This is a genomic window from Pantoea agglomerans, from assembly GCF_021397715.1.
Classification (GTDB): domain Bacteria; phylum Pseudomonadota; class Gammaproteobacteria; order Enterobacterales; family Enterobacteriaceae; genus Pantoea; species Pantoea astica.
Genome location: NZ_CP090207.1, coordinates 1087566 through 1104434, shown reverse-complemented (window position 1 = coordinate 1104434; position 16869 = coordinate 1087566). Strand labels below are relative to the sequence as shown.

General features: G+C 55.2%; 16 protein-coding genes. 5 read left to right on the top strand and 11 right to left on the bottom strand.

Annotation, left to right across the window (positions count from 1 at the left end; genetic code table 11):
- Position 1: 1 nt before the first annotated feature.
- The 8 genes from era to rpoE all read right to left on the bottom strand — a co-directional run bounded on the left by era (position 2) and on the right by rpoE (position 7547).
- Positions 2 to 907, bottom strand: coding sequence for a GTPase Era (era, locus tag LZU96_RS05340; RefSeq protein ID WP_094119768.1), 906 nt, complete (start codon positions 905 to 907; stop codon positions 2 to 4).
- Positions 908 to 1055: 148 nt separating this feature from the next.
- Positions 1056 to 1736, bottom strand: coding sequence for a ribonuclease III (gene rnc, locus LZU96_RS05335; protein ID WP_069728695.1), 681 nt, complete (start codon positions 1734 to 1736; stop codon positions 1056 to 1058).
- 131 nt (positions 1737 to 1867) lie between these two features.
- Entirely contained in the window at positions 1868 to 2842 is a 975-nt protein-coding gene (gene lepB / locus LZU96_RS05330; protein WP_233987358.1) for a signal peptidase I, read from the bottom strand.
- Between the two features lie 9 nt (positions 2843 to 2851).
- A complete protein-coding gene (gene lepA / locus LZU96_RS05325; protein ID WP_094119770.1) occupies positions 2852 to 4651 on the bottom strand; it encodes a translation elongation factor 4 in 1800 nt (599 codons plus the stop codon).
- Between the two features lie 219 nt (positions 4652 to 4870).
- The gene (gene rseC / locus LZU96_RS05320; protein WP_233987357.1) at positions 4871 to 5335 is read right to left on the bottom strand and encodes a SoxR-reducing system protein RseC; all 465 of its coding nucleotides are present in this window, start codon (positions 5333 to 5335) and stop codon (positions 4871 to 4873) included.
- Positions 5332 to 6288 carry a sigma-E factor regulatory protein RseB gene (rseB, locus tag LZU96_RS05315; protein ID WP_233987356.1) on the bottom strand — a complete coding sequence of 319 codons (957 nt, stop codon included), beginning with the start codon at positions 6286 to 6288 and terminating at the stop codon, positions 5332 to 5334. The genes rseC and rseB overlap by 4 nt, the downstream gene beginning before the upstream one ends.
- Entirely contained in the window at positions 6288 to 6941 is a 654-nt protein-coding gene (rseA, locus tag LZU96_RS05310) for an anti-sigma-E factor RseA (RefSeq protein ID WP_233987355.1), read from the bottom strand. The genes rseB and rseA overlap by 1 nt, the downstream gene beginning before the upstream one ends.
- 27 nt (positions 6942 to 6968) lie before the next feature.
- The gene (gene rpoE, locus LZU96_RS05305) at positions 6969 to 7547 is read right to left on the bottom strand and encodes an RNA polymerase sigma factor RpoE (protein ID WP_094119811.1); all 579 of its coding nucleotides are present in this window, start codon (positions 7545 to 7547) and stop codon (positions 6969 to 6971) included.
- 412 nt (positions 7548 to 7959) lie between these two features.
- Between rpoE and nadB the strand changes: the two genes are divergently transcribed.
- The gene (nadB, locus tag LZU96_RS05300; RefSeq protein ID WP_233987354.1) at positions 7960 to 9582 is read left to right on the top strand and encodes an L-aspartate oxidase; all 1623 of its coding nucleotides are present in this window, start codon (positions 7960 to 7962) and stop codon (positions 9580 to 9582) included.
- Here the strand turns inward: nadB and trmN are convergent.
- Positions 9567 to 10316 carry a tRNA(1)(Val) (adenine(37)-N(6))-methyltransferase TrmN gene (gene trmN / locus LZU96_RS05295; RefSeq protein WP_233987353.1) on the bottom strand — a complete coding sequence of 250 codons (750 nt, stop codon included), beginning with the start codon at positions 10314 to 10316 and terminating at the stop codon, positions 9567 to 9569. The genes nadB and trmN overlap by 16 nt on opposite strands.
- A gap of 154 nt (positions 10317 to 10470) precedes the next feature.
- On the opposite strand from trmN, the gene srmB reads away from it, so the two are divergent.
- Positions 10471 to 11799, top strand: coding sequence for an ATP-dependent RNA helicase SrmB (gene srmB, locus LZU96_RS05290; protein ID WP_233987352.1), 1329 nt, complete (start codon positions 10471 to 10473; stop codon positions 11797 to 11799).
- 217 nt (positions 11800 to 12016) lie between these two features.
- Here srmB and grcA read toward each other — a convergent pair whose 3' ends face one another.
- Positions 12017 to 12400: an autonomous glycyl radical cofactor GrcA gene (gene grcA, locus LZU96_RS05285; RefSeq protein WP_233987351.1), complete on the bottom strand. Its 384-nt coding sequence runs from the start codon at positions 12398 to 12400 to the stop codon at positions 12017 to 12019.
- 243 nt (positions 12401 to 12643) lie between these two features.
- Between grcA and ung the strand changes: the two genes are divergently transcribed.
- Positions 12644 to 13324 (top strand): uracil-DNA glycosylase, encoded by a 681-nt coding sequence (gene ung, locus LZU96_RS05280; protein WP_233987350.1) that lies wholly within the window; start codon positions 12644 to 12646, stop codon positions 13322 to 13324.
- A 57-nt stretch (positions 13325 to 13381) separates the two neighbouring features.
- Here ung and grpE read toward each other — a convergent pair whose 3' ends face one another.
- Positions 13382 to 13963 carry a nucleotide exchange factor GrpE gene (grpE, locus tag LZU96_RS05275; protein WP_031376291.1) on the bottom strand — a complete coding sequence of 194 codons (582 nt, stop codon included), beginning with the start codon at positions 13961 to 13963 and terminating at the stop codon, positions 13382 to 13384.
- 122 nt (positions 13964 to 14085) lie between these two features.
- On the opposite strand from grpE, the gene nadK reads away from it, so the two are divergent.
- Positions 14086 to 14964, top strand: a complete 879-nt coding sequence (nadK, locus tag LZU96_RS05270) for an NAD(+) kinase (protein WP_031376292.1) — start codon at positions 14086 to 14088, stop codon at positions 14962 to 14964.
- Positions 14965 to 15048: 84 nt separating this feature from the next.
- Entirely contained in the window at positions 15049 to 16710 is a 1662-nt protein-coding gene (gene recN, locus LZU96_RS05265) for a DNA repair protein RecN (protein WP_233987349.1), read from the top strand.
- Positions 16711 to 16869: the final 159 nt, after the last annotated feature.

Sequence of the window (16869 nt, the reverse complement as noted above, 5' to 3'; positions counted from 1 at the left end):
ATCAGAGATCGTCTGTGTAACCCAGGCTACGCAGCGCACGTTCGTCGTCCGCCCAGCCCGATTTCACCTTAACCCAGAGTTCGAGATGCACTTTCGCTTCGAACATCTCTTCCATGTCCCTGCGCGCTTCTGTTCCGATGACTTTGATTTTGGCGCCTTTGTTGCCAATCACCATCTTCTTCTGGCCTTCGCGCTCCACCAGGATCAGGCCATTGATATCGTAGCCGCCACGTTCGTTGGTGACGAAGCGCTCGATTTCTACCGTGACCGAGTAAGGCAGCTCAGCGCCGAGGAAACGCATCAGCTTCTCACGGATGATCTCTGACGCCATAAAGCGCTGTGAACGGTCAGTGATGTAATCTTCCGGGAAATGGTGATCGGCCTGACGCAGATGTTTACGGGTGATCGCCGCGATAGTATCGACGTTTTTCCCGCTTTCCGCCGAGATCGGCACGATATCGAGGAAGTTCATCTGCTGGCTCAGGAACTGCAGGTGCGGCAGCAGAATACTCTTGTCCTGGATGTTGTCGACTTTGTTGATCGCCAGCACCACCGGCACTTTGCCGTCGCGCAGTTTGCCTAATACCATCTCATCATCTGGCGTCCAGCGGGTGCCTTCTACCACGAAGATCACCAGTTCCACGTCGCCAATCGAGCTGCTGGCGGCACGGTTCATCAGACGGTTAATCGCACGCTTCTCTTCCATGTGCAGACCGGGCGTATCGACGTAGATCGCCTGATACTGGCCTTCGGTATGGATGCCCATGATGCGGTGGCGCGTGGTTTGCGGCTTACGCGAGGTGATCGACACCTTCTGCCCCAGTAACTGGTTCAGTAAGGTGGATTTGCCGACGTTAGGTCGGCCGACAATCGCGACAAAGCCGCAATAAGTTACGTTTTCGCTCATTCGAGTCCTGAGTTATTCAGCGCCTGTTCAGGCGCCGGGATAGTGCATATTCGGGTCATGATTGATTCAGCGCCGTGTCAGACGCCAGGGCCGGAAGGCAGTCAGGTCATGATTCATCAGGCACCGCTGCCGGTGCCGGGGTCAGGGATTATTCAAGACCCAGTTTAATCAGCGCCTGTTCCGCGGCTGCCTGCTCTGCTTTACGGCGGCTGGAACCTACGCCCACCACCGGCTCGGCCATGCCACTCACCTGACAGTGAATGGTAAATTCCTGATCGTGGGCTTCGCCACGCACCTGCACCACCAGATAGCTCGGCAGCGGCAGATGACGTCCCTGCAGATACTCCTGCAGACGCGTTTTCGGATCTTTTTGCTTGTCGCCAGGACTGATTTCGTCGAGGCGGCTCTGATACCAGTCGAGGATCAGTTTTTCTACCGTCTGGATACTGCTATCGAGGAAGATACCGCCAATCAGCGCTTCCACCGTATCCGCCAGGATCGATTCGCGACGGAATCCGCCGCTTTTCAGCTCACCGGGGCCTAAACGCAGGCACTCGCCGAGGTCAAATTCGCGGGCCATCTCAGCCAGCGTATTACCCCGCACCAGCGTGGCGCGCATGCGGCTCATGTCACCTTCATCGACCCGCGGGAAGCGGTGATAAAGCGCATTCGCAATCACATAGCTGAGAATAGAATCGCCGAGAAATTCAAGACGCTCGTTGTGCTTACTGCTGGCGCTGCGGTGAGTCAGGGCCTGCTGTAACAGTTCCGAATGAGTAAAAGTGTAGCCCAGTTTGCGCTGAAGCTTGTTAATCAGGATGGGGTTCATGCGATTCCAGTTCTTTGTTGCGTCTGTGACTCTGCATACCAAACAGGGCTGAGGTTCCAACACTTTCCGTTTGGTGTGCAGTGGCCTCCCGCAGGAGGCCACCCGATTTGCCTGTTAGTCAGACAATACTTTTAGTGGATGCCGCCGATACGACTGAATCGTACGCCGGTAGGCCACTGCCCTTCTTGTTTCTCAAAGCTCATCCAGATAGCGACCGCTTTACCGACCAGGTTACGCTCCGGGACAAAGCCCCAGTAGCGGCTGTCGGCGCTGTTGTCACGGTTATCGCCCATCATGAAATATTGCCCTTTCGGCACCACCCAGCTCGCCTGTGGCTGACCCGGCTGCTGATAATACATGCCCGCCTGACTCTGCGCTTCGTTCACCAGCAGAATATCGTGGGTCACGTTGCCAATCGTCTCTTTACGGGTGCCGAGGCGTAAGCCGCCACGCATCGTATCGCCCTGCGGAACCTGGTAGAAACCGTTGCCGGTTTCATTGCCATCGAAGCCGCTGAAGGTCTGGATAAAATTGCTCGGCTGAACGTCGGTGTAGGTTACCGCTAACGCGGTATCACAGGCTTTACCGTCGGTACAGGCTGGCTTCACCGTCAGGGTTTTGCTGTAAGGATCATAGATCACTTTATCGCCAGGTAAACCGATAACGCGTTTAATGTAGTCGAGGCTCGGATCTTTCGGGTATTTAAACACCGCGATATCACCGCGCTTCGGCTGACCGGTTGGGATCAGCGTGGTCTGGGTGATCGGATCTTTAATTCCGTAGGCGAACTTCTCCACCAGAATAAAATCGCCAATCAGCAGCGTCGGCATCATCGATCCTGAGGGGATCTGGAACGGTTCGTAAATAAACGACCGCACGATAAACACCACCGCCAGCACCGGGAACACCGACGCCGTGGTTTCCACCCAGCCTGGCTGCGACGACACTTTCGCCAGCGTTTTGCTGTCGAGCGTATTGCCGGTTTGCGCCTGAGCCGCTGCCTGTTTCGCCCGACGTTGCGGTGCCCATTTAAAACGATCAATAACCCAGACGATGCCAGTAATCAGCGTCGCTATCGCCAGTATCAGGGCGAACATATTAGCCATTGGAAATCCTTATTTGCTGTCCTTACCGACATGCAGAATCGCGAGGAAGGCTTCCTGCGGCAGCTCAACGTTACCGACCTGCTTCATTCGCTTCTTACCGTCTTTCTGCTTCTGCAACAGTTTCTTCTTACGACTGACGTCACCGCCATAACACTTGGCGAGCACGTTTTTACGCAGCTGTTTAACCGTTGAACGCGCGATAATGTGATTGCCGATTGCCGCCTGAATCGCAATATCAAACTGCTGACGCGGAATGAGCTCTTTCATCTTCTCAACCAGATCGCGTCCCCGATACGGTGCGTTTTCACGGTGGGTAATCAGCGCCAGCGCATCGACACGTTCTGAGTTGATCAGAACATCGACGCGCACCATGTCAGAGGTCTGGAAACGTTTAAAGTTATAATCCAGCGAAGCATAACCGCGTGACGTCGATTTCAGACGGTCAAAGAAGTCCAGTACCACTTCCGCCATCGGAATCTCATAGGTCAGCGCGACCTGATTGCCGTGGTAAACCATGTTGGTCTGAACGCCACGTTTCTCGATGCACAGCGTAATCACGTTGCCGAGATACTCCTGCGGCAACAGCATGTGACACTCAGCGATCGGCTCGCGCAGCTCTTCGATGTTATTCAGCGCCGGCAGCTTAGACGGGCTATCGACATAGACCACATCGCCGCTGGTGGTGACCACTTCATACACTACGGTTGGCGCAGTGGTGATCAGATCGAGATCGTATTCGCGCTCCAGACGTTCCTGGATGATCTCCATGTGCAGCAGACCCAGGAAGCCACAACGGAAACCAAAGCCCAGCGCCGTCGAGCTCTCTGGCTCGTAGAACAGCGAAGCATCGTTCAGGCTCAGTTTGCCGAGCGCATCACGGAACGCTTCATAGTCGTCAGAGCTGATTGGGAACAGACCGGCATAGACCTGCGGCTTCACTTTTTTGAAGCCTGGCAACGCTTTGTCTGCCGGGTTGCGTGCGGTGGTCAGGGTATCCCCGACCGGCGCGCCGAGAATGTCTTTAATCGCGCAGACCAGCCAGCCGACTTCACCGCAGTTAAGTTCGTTACGATCGACCCGCTTCGGGGTGAAGATGCCGAGACGGTCAGCGTTATAGACCTGGCCGGTGCTCAGCACTTTAATTTTATCGCCCTTGCGCATGGTGCCGTTTTTGACGCGCACCAGCGAAACCACACCGAGGTAGTTATCAAACCAGGAGTCGATAATCAGCGCCTGCAGTGGAGCCTCCGGATCGCCTTGTGGCGGCGGGATATCGCGTACTAAACGCTCCAGCACTTCCGGTACGCCCACGCCGGTCTTGGCCGAGCAGCGCACCGCGTCGGTAGCATCAATGCCGACGATATCTTCAATTTCCTGCGCCGCACGATCGGGATCGGCCGCTGGCAGGTCAATTTTGTTCAGAACCGGCACTACTTCCAGATCCATCTCAATCGCGGTGTAGCAGTTCGCCAGGGTCTGCGCTTCTACGCCCTGCCCGGCATCCACCACCAGCAGTGCGCCTTCGCAGGCCGCCAGTGAGCGGGAAACTTCATAGGAGAAGTCAACGTGACCCGGCGTATCGATGAAATTGAGCTGGTAAGTTTCGCCGTCTTTCGCGTGGTAATCGAGCGTTACGCTCTGTGCTTTGATGGTGATGCCGCGTTCACGCTCCAGATCCATCGAGTCAAGAACCTGGGCAGCCATCTCACGGGCGGTGAGGCCACCGCAAATCTGAATCAGGCGGTCAGAGAGCGTAGATTTACCATGGTCGATGTGGGCGATGATGGAGAAATTTCTTATGTGCTTCATTTATATGAATATCTTCGCATAGAGAATCAGTTGAAAACCTGAGCACAGACACATTCAGGAAGATCGCTCTTTACCCACAATCCTGTCAGCCTCATTAATGACGACGCATATTACACTGTTAACGCCGCGCATAAAAGAATGGAACGTTGTGGAAGCGAAACAGAGTTTTGCAGCGGGAAGAACGGACAAAGGCCGCGGAGTGCGCGGCCTGGGCGTGGGTTACGCTTCGCTTTCAACACGCAGCGCGTCAGGAGGTAAGGCGATGTTCAGGATCACCGGCTGAAAGGCTTCACGATCCCCCAGCTTCATTGAGACCCCTTTAGCGATAATAAAGCCGCCGATACCGCCCAGTAGCGCGCCGCTGGCAGCGGCCAGATCGCTACTGAACAGTGCCTGAAACAGGCCTGCCACCAGGAAGAGACCCAACAGCGGCGTCATGTAGACCAGCAATGCCGAGCCCAGCAGGCTGCTCTCACGGATACCGAGCTCGATTCGCTGTCCCGGCTGCAGCGGTTTGCTGCTGGCAATCTGCATCACATGGGCATTTTTCGGGCCGAGTTTGTTCAGCATATGGCTGCCGCAGCCTTTACGCGCCTGGCAACTGTTGCAGGAGGTTTTCGCTTCAGTATGCAGAGTGGCGATGCCATCCTGCCATGCCACCACGGTGGCCCATTCTCTCATCATTTTTGTGACCCCAGGTCGATGCTGTCCGCAATGCGTTTTGCTGTCGCTGGCGGTAATTCGCCGACCACTGCAATCTCGTTATTATTGCGCACAACTGTCTGGACCGTACGTCGCCCAGTGCGCAATGTCTGGGTGGTGCTGCTTTTATCGGCCGGCGTAATATTGATCGCGAAGCTGAACAGGCCATCGCTGTAGAGACGCGACTCCATATTTTTGTTCAGCGCGGGCAGCGTACGACGGTTCTGCGACACCAGCGTCATGCCAGCGGGAATCCAGCCGGGCTGCCAGTTGAGCGTCACCGCATCCCCTTTCGGCACCGAGAGCGATGGCGGCAGATTGGCCTTTTCAAGCCCCTGCATCAGATTACGCACTCCTTCGTCCACCGCAAAGCTGATGACGCGAAACTGCTCCAGCGTTTCACCATCCCGATCCAGCAGGTCAATGCGCAGCGGCAGTTTGGTATCAACGTCGAGCCAGACGACATAGCTGTAGCGTGTGCCGTCGCGCGACACAATGCGCAACACGTCACACATCTGATCGGCAATACGTGAGCGTCCGACGGTAATAAAGTCGTAAGCACTGCTCAGTTTGGAGAAATCAGCAAAGATGACCGATGGCAACGCATCGATAATGTGGTTTCCAGGAAGCGAGAACGGTTCAAGGCCCGGTTCGAAGTAGCTGATATCGTTGTCGCGCTGGATGACTTCACGGCGCGGACCGTCCATCTGCAACAGCTGAGCAAAAATGCGCTGATCGATTACCGCATGACGGTAACGCAGCGATTCAATGCCAAGGCGGGAGACGTTGATATAAGCAAATTCGTAGTTGAGGTTCTGACTGGCCTGCTCCATCTGCTGCAATAGCGCCCCGGACGCAGAAGTTTGCGCCGGGGCGGCAGATGACCACAACAGGCTGCCTGTCAGCAGGCTAACAGCATACCAAAGCGGCTTCATTACTGCTGCTGGAGTCCTAACGATTGGTTTCCGGGAACATCAGCCTGTGCCTGTTTCGGTGCGTTAGTTTCAAACTGCAGCTGATCGGCATGTAAGCGGCGTTGCAGCTCATAATCCTGCAGCATCGCGTTAACGCGACGACGCTGATCCTGAACCTGCTGATTAGCGCTGTTGGTATCAAACGCATCTGACGGTACGCCCAGGCTGACCGGTGAGGCTTTGCCCATCATCGGCAGCGTGTTGAACACCGGCGAGTCAGACGCTTCAGTCGCACCGCCGGCAGGCTGGTTATAGTGCTGTACGCCAACGATAACGGCCAGTGAAACGCAGGCAGCCACGCCGACCTGAGTCAGTTGCGCAGCCCACGGGCGCACTTTTTGCCAGAACGGCATTTTTTCCCAACGGGAAGGTTCTGGCTGCGCTTCAGGGATCAGCGGTGTAACAGTACGCAGCGGTTCTTTTTCGATGGCAGCGGCAACGCGCGCAGAGATATCAAAATGCAGGAACTCACCAACATCGCCGCGCATCGTATCGCGAATGAGATGGTAGCTTTCCCAGCTTTTCTGTAAATCCGCATCCTTTGATAACGTGGAGAACAGCTCGTTATCTAAGGTCTCACCATCCATTAAAGCGGAAAGTTTTTCTTTCTGCATGCCTAGGTACCCTTCCAGTAGCCGTTATCACTGACGTTGGATAAGCGGTTGAACTTTATTATCAATGGCCTCTCGCGCACGGAAGATACGTGACCGAACAGTGCCTACCGGGCAATCCATAATGACGGCGATCTCTTCATAGCTCAGGCCGTCCAGTTCCCTGAGGGTGATTGCCATACGCAAATCCTCGGGTAGCGCCTCGATGGTACGAAAGACAATTTGTTTCAGTTCTTCTGACAACATTAAGTTCTCAGGGTTCGAAATTTCTTTTAATGCACCCGCACTTTCGAAATTTTCTGCGTCAATCGCATCCACATCGCTGGATGGCGGACGACGCCCCTGAGCAACCAGGTAATTTTTCGCTGTATTGACCGCGATGCGGTACAGCCAGGTATAAAACGCGCTATCGCCCCGGAAAGAGTCCAGTGCGCGATACGCTTTAATAAACGATTCCTGTACTACATCAGGCACATCGCCCGACGGAACATAGCGTGAAACCAGGCTCGCCACTTTATGCTGGTAACGAATTACCAGTAAGTTGAAAGCTTTTTGATCTCCCTTCTGTACCCGTTCAACGAGGATCTGATCCGTTAACTGCTCGCTCATCCGAGGTAATGTCTCCCCAAATTTTTCTTACGCGTAAAGTAACTGCCAGCACATCTCAATGTTTCTGAGCAAGCATGCGCTTAGAGTTGTGATGTGGAGCGAAGTTCACTTATCGCCCTAATATTTACCGCTCCGCTGGAGAGTCTCCGGCTTGTTCATTTTCGTTCAGTGCAAGGAGCGTAAATCGCAGGCAGAGTAACCTATGACAACGGCTTTTTCATCTTTAAATCCCTGTGCTTAATTTAGTTTGGTATAAAAAACAGTTTTTAAACCCGCCTGGCTTTAACTTGCTGATTATTGGTGGCATTTAACCCGCCCGCCACCAGCGAGCTGAAAAGTTGTTCAAAATACTTCACAGCAACCGGCTTAAAGCTTATGCTCAGCCCTATTCTTGTTTAGTAAATTAAACACCATGACAAATGCAAATCCGGATTATCAGTGTGATGTTTTGATTGTGGGCAGCGGTGCAGCCGGTCTGTCGCTGGCGCTGCGTCTGGCCCGACACTATCAGGTGACGGTGCTCAGCAAAGCACAAGTCAATGAGGGTTCCACCCTGTATGCGCAGGGCGGCATCGCGGCGGTGTTTGATGAAACTGACAGCATTGAGTCGCACGTTGAGGATACGCTGGTGGCCGGCGCCGGGCTGTGCGACCGAGATGCCGTCTCGTTTATCGCCAGCAATGCCCGTCACTGCGTGCAGTGGCTGATTGATAACGGCGTCGCCTTTGATATCGATCCGCAGGCGGCGGGCGAGATGCGCTATCACCTGACCCGCGAAGGCGGTCATAGTCATCGCCGTATTCTGCACAGCGCCGATGCCACCGGCCGCGCGGTAGAAACCACGCTGGTCAGCCAGGCGCTCAGCCATCCCAACATCCGGATTCTGGAACGGACTAACGCCGTCGATCTGATTCTTTCAGACAAACTCGGGCTGCCCGGACCACGCCGGGTCGTGGGTGCGTGGATCTGGAACCGCAATCGCGAGCAGGTTGAAATCTGTTCTGCCCGCGCGGTGGTGGTGGCGACCGGCGGCGCAGCAAAAGTGTATCAATACACGACTAATCCCGATATTGCCTCCGGCGATGGCATCGCGATGGCGTGGCGGGCCGGTTGTCGGGTCGCCAACCTTGAATTTAACCAGTTTCATCCGACCTGCCTGTTTCATCCCCAGGCGCGTAATTTTCTGTTAACCGAAGCGTTACGCGGCGAAGGGGCCTGGCTGCTGCGTCCTGACGGCAGCCGCTTTATGCCCGATTTTGATGAGCGAGCTGAACTGGCACCGCGCGACATCGTCGCCAGAGCCATTGATCATGAGATGAAGCGGCTGGGCGTTGACTGCATGTATCTCGACATCAGTCATCAGCCGGCGGACTTTGTCCGCGCCCACTTCCCGATGATTTACGACAAGTTGCTGACCTTTGGCTTTGACCTGACCCGAGAGCCGATTCCGATTGTGCCAGCCGCGCACTACACCTGTGGCGGTGTGATGGTCGATCAGCAGGGCCGCACCGACGTTAATGGCCTGTATGCGATTGGTGAAGTGAGTTATACCGGCCTGCACGGTGCCAACCGGATGGCCTCCAACTCGCTGCTGGAGTGCCTGGTCTATGGCTGGTCTGCTGCAGAAGATTTGATTCGCACCCTGCCCGAGGTCGAAGCTGTTACCGCGCTGCCCGGCTGGGATGAAAGCCAGGTTGATGATGCCGATGAACGGGTGATCATCCAGCATAACTGGCATGAGTTGCGGCTGTTTATGTGGGATTACGTCGGCATCGTGCGGACCACCAAGCGTCTGGAGCGGGCATTGCGCCGCATCACCCTGCTCCAGCAGGAGATCGATGAGTATTATCATCACTTCCGCCTCTCCAACAATTTGCTGGAACTGAGGAATCTGGTGCAGGTTGCCGAACTCATGGTGCGCTACGCGCTGGCGCGAAAAGAGAGCCGTGGACTGCACTACATCCGCGACTATCCCGATCTGTTACCGGAAGCGCTGCCGACCATCCTGACGCCACCCAGTTACAGGAACAGATAGAACTCCCGCGTCAGGCAACACCAGTCATCAGAATAGTGCGTGTCGGGCGCGCGAATGGCGAGACGCTCCTGCAGCGTTTCGCCCGCCTTAGGGGAAAAGGCCAGCAGCACCCGATGCGGTGGACGATGCGCATATTCCGCTACGTCGAGCCGGAAACGTAAATGCCAGCCATCGTCCAGCGCCTGGCTGATAAAGGTCTCACCGGTGGCGGTCGGCAGCACCACGCAGAACATCCCCTCTTCTTCAATCAGCAGCGCCGCGCTGCGCAACAGGGTCTGATGATCGAGCGTGCTGGTTGCCCGGGCGTTGTCGCGCGCCGTGCTGGAGCAGGCCACGCCGGGTGCGAAGTAAGGAGGATTACTGACGATCAGTGAATAGCGCTGCTCGCAACGCTCTGCCCAGCGGGCAATATCCTGCTGATGAACCCGGATACGTGCCGGCCACGGCGACTGCTGAACATTATCCTGCGCCTGCTGCGCTGCCTCACTCTCCAGCTCAACCGCATCAATCTCAACCGGAGACGGCGTGCGTTGCGCCAGCATCAGCGCAATCAGTCCGCTGCCACTGCCGATGTCCAGAATCCGTCTGACGCCAGCCACCGGCGCCCAGGCACCAAGCAGAATGGCATCGGTTCCGACTTTCATTGCACAGCGATCGTGCGCCACAAAAAATTGTTTAAAGGTAAATCCGTTCTTGTTTAACTGGGGCCGCTCACGCGGCTTGTCGTGCATCATGGGTCGCTACCATTTACTTTTTTCTGCCGTGCGGCAGCGCATAAGTGTAACGTGACAGGTAACGGAATTCACGCAGCAGACTATACCTGGCGGATTAACAGATGAAGATTACGTCTGATCTGTCTATAATCAGCGCCCCAAACTGAGGTAGACCATGACAGTAACCACATTCTCCGAACTCGAACTCGACGAAAGCCTGCTTGAAGCGCTGCAGGAAAAAGGCTTTACGCGCCCAACAGTCATTCAGGCTGCAGCCATTCCGCCCGCGCTTGAGGGCCACGACGTTCTGGGTTCGGCACCTACCGGGACCGGGAAAACTGCCGCCTATCTGTTACCGGCGCTGCAGCACCTGCTTGATTTCCCTCGTAAGAAATCTGGCCCGCCCCGCATTCTGATCTTAACGCCAACCCGTGAACTGGCGATGCAGGTCGCCGACCAGGCACGCGAACTGGCGAAGCACACCCATCTGGATATCGCCACCATTACCGGCGGCGTGGCCTACATGAACCACGCTGAAGTCTTCAGCGAAAACCAGGATATCGTGGTCGCCACCACCGGTCGTCTGCTGCAATACATCAAAGAAGAGAACTTCGACTGCCGCGCCGTTGAGACGCTGGTGCTTGATGAAGCGGACCGTATGCTGGACATGGGTTTCGCCCAGGATATTGAAACCATTGCGGCTGAAACCCGCTGGCGCAAGCAAACGATGCTGTTTTCCGCCACGCTGGAAGGCGAAAACATCAAAGACTTCGCCGAGCGTCTGCTGAACGATCCGGTTGAACTGGAAGCCGATCCGAGCCGCCGCGAACGTAAAAAGATCCAGCAGTGGTACTACCGTGCTGACGATCTGGAACACAAAACCAAATTGCTGGTTCACCTGCTGAAACAGCCGGAAGTGACGCGCTGCATCGTGTTTGTACGTAAACGTGAGCGTCTGCATGAGCTGGTCAGCTGGCTGCACGAAGCGGGGATTCGTAGCAGCTATCTGGAAGGCGAAATGGTGCAGGCGAAGCGTAACGAAGCGATCAAACGTCTGATTGAAGGCCGGGTGAACGTGCTGGTCGCCACTGACATCGCAGCACGCGGCATTGACGTTGATGACGTCAGTCACGTCTTCAACTTCGATATGCCGCGCACCGCCGACACCTATCTGCACCGTATTGGCCGTACCGGACGTGCCGGCCGTAAAGGGATCGCGATTTCGCTGGTCGAGGCGCACGATTATGTGCTGCTGGGTAAAATCAGTCGCTACGTCAACGAGCCGCTGAAAGCGCGCGTGATTGATGAGCTGCGTCCAGAGACGCGTGCGCCACATGCCAAAACCACCGGTAAACCGTCGAAAAAAGTGCTGGCGAAGCGTGCAGAGAAGAAATCGAGCGAAGCGGAGAAACCGCGAGTGAAAAAACGCCATCGCGATGCCAAAAATATTGGCAAACGCCGCAAGCCGAGCGGCAGCGCACCGGCTAATGAGAATGCGGAATAAATCATCGCATCAATAAAAAAATCGCCTCTGATGAGGCGATTTTTTTGACTTAACCATCAGTAACAGGCGGTTGGTGCCATTTTCAGTGCCTGAGGGCAATCTTCCGTAAGTCAGCGCCGCTCAGGCCTCTGAGCCTGGCTTCTATCTTATTAATAACCTGATAGAAAATACTGTGTGTGCTTTGCGTTCTTTTTCAGCGCCTGCTGATTGTTGTGACTCAAAGACTTTCAGTAAAGGTACGGGCGATCACGTCGCGTTGCTGCTCTGGCGTCAGCGAATTAAAACGTACCGCGTAGCCGGAAACACGAATGGTCAGCTGCGGATAATTTTCAGGATGTTTAACCGCATCTTCCAGCGTTTCACGACGCAGAACGTTGACGTTCAGATGCTGCCCACCTTCGACGCGCACCTGAGGTTTCATCTCTACCGGTACTTCACGATAGGTGAACTCACCCAGTTCGCTGATAGCAACAACCTGATCTTCTTCATAGCCGCCTTTAGCGCACAGGCAGCGCGCCTCGCCTTTCTCTTCGTCCAGTAGCCAGAAGGAGTTAAGGAGTTGGGGTTTATTAGTTTGTGTGATCTGGATTCCAGTAATCATGTCAGCGCCTCCAGGGCAATGCGTGAATGAATCAAATTTGAGGCCCCGGTATACCACTCCTCCGCAGAAGCAGCTTTGACCTGGGTCAATTTTAGCCAGCCAGAAATCGCCCTTTTCCGCTAACTGTTTGATCTCACAACCCTGCCGACATTAACTTTTTTTGCATTATTAAAAATATTTTTGCCCTTCAGCTCAGCAGCAGGAACGGCTAAGCTTACCGCACACACCTCAAGGGAGTTAATTATGGCTGAAAAGCTGACCTGGCACGACGTGCTGGCTGAAGAGAAACAGAAACCCTATTTCACCGAGACGCTGAAATTAGTGGCCGATGAGCGTGCCGCCGGCGTGACGGTTTATCCGCCGCAAAAGGATGTGTTCAACGCCTTTCGCCTGACAGAATTAGGCGACGTTAAAGTGGTGATTCTCGGTCAGGACCCGTATCACGGCCCTCATCAGGCACATGGTCTGGCCTTTTCGGTCTTGCCTGGCGTTCAGGTGCCGCCGTCGCTGCAGAACATCTATAAAGAGCTGTTGCAGGACATTCCAGGCTTTGAAAAACCGAACCACGGTTTTCTGGAAAGCTGGGCAAAACAGGGTGTGATGCTGCTGAACACGGTATTAACGGTGGAAGCCGGTAAGGCCCATTCCCATGCGCGATTTGGCTGGGAAACCTTTACCGATAATGTGATTGCTGCGATTAACCAGCATCGGGAAGGAGTGGTGTTCCTGCTGTGGGGATCGCACGCGCAGAAGAAAGGCAGCATTATTGACCGTCAGCGCCATCACGTATTGCAGGCGCCGCATCCTTCGCCGCTCTCGGCGCATCGGGGCTTTTTTGGCTGTCAGCACTTCTCGAAAACCAACGCGATACTGCGCGACGCCGGTCAGGAACCGATTGACTGGACGCCGGTATTGCCTGCGTAAGCCGCAAAGCACACGGCCGCGACAGTGCGCGGCCGTGGAACGGATTCAGGCGTGAAATCAGCCTTTGGCTTTGGCAACCGCCACCATCGCCGGACGCAGTAAGCGACCATTCAGCGTGTAGCCACGTTGCATCACCAGCATCACCTGGTTAGGTTCGAACTCTTCAGACTCCATCATCGACATCGCCTGATGCACTTCCGGATTGAACGGCACGCCGGTTTCGCCGACCACTTCAACGCCGAATTTACGCACTGCGCCGAGCAGACCCTTCAGGGTCAGTTCAATCCCTTCGATCATTGGCGCCAGCTGCGCGTCTTCTTTATTCGCCACTTCCAGCGCACGCTCAAGACTGTCGATCACCGGCAGCAATTCGTTGGCAAATTTCTCCAGAGCGAATTTATGCGCCTTCTCGACGTCCATTTCGGCACGGCGACGAATGTTCTCAATCTCAGCCTGCGCACGCAGCTGTGCGTCACGCACGCCGGTTTGCGACTGCGCTAATTCAGCTTCGAGCTGAGCGATACGCTCATCACGCGGATCCACCTCTGCTGCTGTCTCCGCTTCCTGAGGTTGCTGCTGATCCTGCTGAATTTCGTCTGAGACTTGCTCGTTTGGGGTGTTCTGTTCTTTACTACTCATGAATTTCTCCGCGTTTTGCACATTCATTTCGCTGGTTGGCTTATTATGGGGATCGGTTTGACGGTTTCAAGGGAACCTATCACATTGCCTTGCCGTTTTGGCTTATAAGGAACACCCACTCGATGAACAAACACTTTAACTGCATTGGTATTGTGGGTCATCCACGCCATCCCACCGCGTTAACCACGCATGAGATGCTCTGGCGCTGGCTGACCGCCAAAGGTTATCAAGTGATCGTAGAGAAGCAAATCGCGCAGGAGCTGGCGCTACACGACGTTCAGACCGGTACGCTGGCGGAGATTGGTCAACAGGCCGATCTGGCGGTGGTGGTCGGCGGCGACGGCAATATGCTGGGCGCGGCCCGCGTGCTGGCGCGCTATGACATCAAAGTGATTGGCATTAACCGCGGTAATCTCGGCTTTCTGACCGATCTCGATCCGGACAATGCGCAACAGCAGCTGGATGAAGTGTTACAGGGCAACTACTTCGTTGAAAGCCGTTTTCTACTGGAAGCGCAGGTGTGTAAATCTGACTGCTCGCCACGCATTGGCTCGGCCATTAATGAAGTGGTGCTGCATCCCGGTAAAGTGGCGCACATGATCGAGTTTGAAGTGTATATCGATGAAGTGTTTGCCTTTTCCCAGCGCTCCGATGGGCTGATTATCTCTACGCCTACTGGCTCAACCGCCTATTCGCTTTCTGCTGGCGGCCCGATACTCACGCCCTCGCTGGAGGCGATTGTGCTGGTGCCGATGTTCCCGCATACGCTGTCGGCCCGTCCGCTGGTGATTAACAGCAGCAGTACCATCCGGTTGCGCTTTTCTTCACGCCGCAGCGACCTGGAGATCAGCTGTGACAGCCAGATCGCGCTGCCGATCCAGGAAGGCGAAGATGTGCTGATTCGACGCAGCGCCAGTCACCTTAATCTGATCCACCCCAAAAACTACAGCTATTTCAATACGCTGAGTTCAAAACTAGGCTGGTCAAAAAAATTATTCTGAAAAGGCACGCCGCCTCTTTACTGGATAAAATTCCAGTTTATACTGTATGAAAAACCATATGTGTTTATTCATACAGGTGAACCTATGCTGGCCCAACTGACCATCAGTAATTTCGCTATCGTTCGTGAGCTCGACATTGATTTCCAACGCGGTATGACAGCAATCACGGGTGAGACCGGTGCCGGTAAATCTATCGCGATTGATGCGCTGGGATTATGCCTTGGCGGTCGGGCCGATGCCGACATGGTGCGTCAGGGTGCCAGCCGGGCCGATCTTTGCGCCCGCTTTCAGCTTAAATCCTCCCCTTCTGCTCAGCGCTGGCTGGTAGATAATCATCTGGACGATGGCAATGAGTGTCTGCTGCGCCGGGTGATTAGCGCTGACGGACGTTCACGCGGGTTCATCAACGGCACGGCGGTGCCGCTGTCACAGTTGCGCGACCTTGGTCAGTTACTGATTCAGATTCACGGTCAGCATGCGCACCAGCTGCTGCTCAAGCCTGAGCATCAGAAACATCTGCTGGATGCCTACGCCGGTCATGACGATCTGCTGCAGCGCATGCGCACCCACTATCAGACCTGGCACCAGAGCTGCCGCACCCTGGCGCTGCATCAGCAGCAGGCGCAGGAGCGTGAAGCGCGTCGTGAACTGTTGCAGTATCAGTTGAAAGAGCTGAACGAGTTTGCGCCGCAGGCTGGCGAATATGAGCAGATTGACGAAGAGTACAAGCGGCTCGCCAATAGCGGACAGCTGCTGTCGACCAGCCAACAGGCGCTGCAGCTACTTGCGGACAGTGACGACAACAATCTCTGCAGCCTGCTCTACAGCGCCCGTGAGATGCTCTCTGAGCTGACCTCGCTGGATGAGAAACTGAACGGTGTCTACAACCTGCTGGAAGAAGCGGCCATTCAGCTGAGTGAAGCCAGCGACGAATTGCGTCACTACTGCGACAGCCTCGATCTCGATCCTAATCGCCTGTATGAACTGGAGCTGCGCATTTCACGCCAGATCGCCCTGGCGCGTAAGCATCACGTCACGCCGGAAAACCTGCCTGAACTGCATCAGCAGTTGCTGGCTGAAGCGGAGCTGCTGTCACAGCATGAAAGCGATCAGGAGAGCCTGCAGTCGCTGGTCGGCGAACACTATCAGGCTGCCCTGTTAAGCGCTGAGCAGCTTCATCAGCAGCGCACACAGTACGCTGAAGAGCTGCAGCAGCTGATTACCCAGAGTATGCATCTGCTCTCTATGCCGCACGGCCAGTTTAAGATTGCGCTGACCTTTAACCCGGATCAGCTGACTGCAGAGGGCGCCAGCCGCATCGACTTCCAGGTGACCACGAATCCCGGCCAGCCGCTGCAGCCGCTGGGTAAAGTCGCGTCCGGTGGTGAGCTCTCCCGTATCGCGCTGGCGATTCAGGTGATCACCGCGAAGAAAATGGAGACGCCAGCGATGATTTTCGATGAAGTTGATGTCGGGATCAGCGGTCCGACTGCCGCCGTGGTGGGTAAACTGCTGCGTCAGCTGGGTGAGTCAACGCAGGTGATGTGTGTCACCCACCTGCCACAGGTGGCGGGCTGCGGTCATCAGCATTTCTTTGTCAGCAAAGAGACCGATGGCGCAATGACCGAAACCCATATGCAGCCGCTGGACAAGCGTGCACGGCTGCAGGAACTGGCACGCCTGCTGGGCGGTAGCGAGGTCACACGCAACACCCTGGCGAATGCCAAAGAACTTTTAGCCGCCTGATAGCGCACTTTTTTAACCTACCGTGGTCATATGCATGCTCTGTAGAGGTTTCCAATAGCGAAAAGGTTTATTATCATCGGCACTTATGTCGCCAAAGTAATAAAGCCTGCCGCAGGCAGAGTTCAGATTTTGTTGGCAAAAAAACAGCCTGTAAAAGGC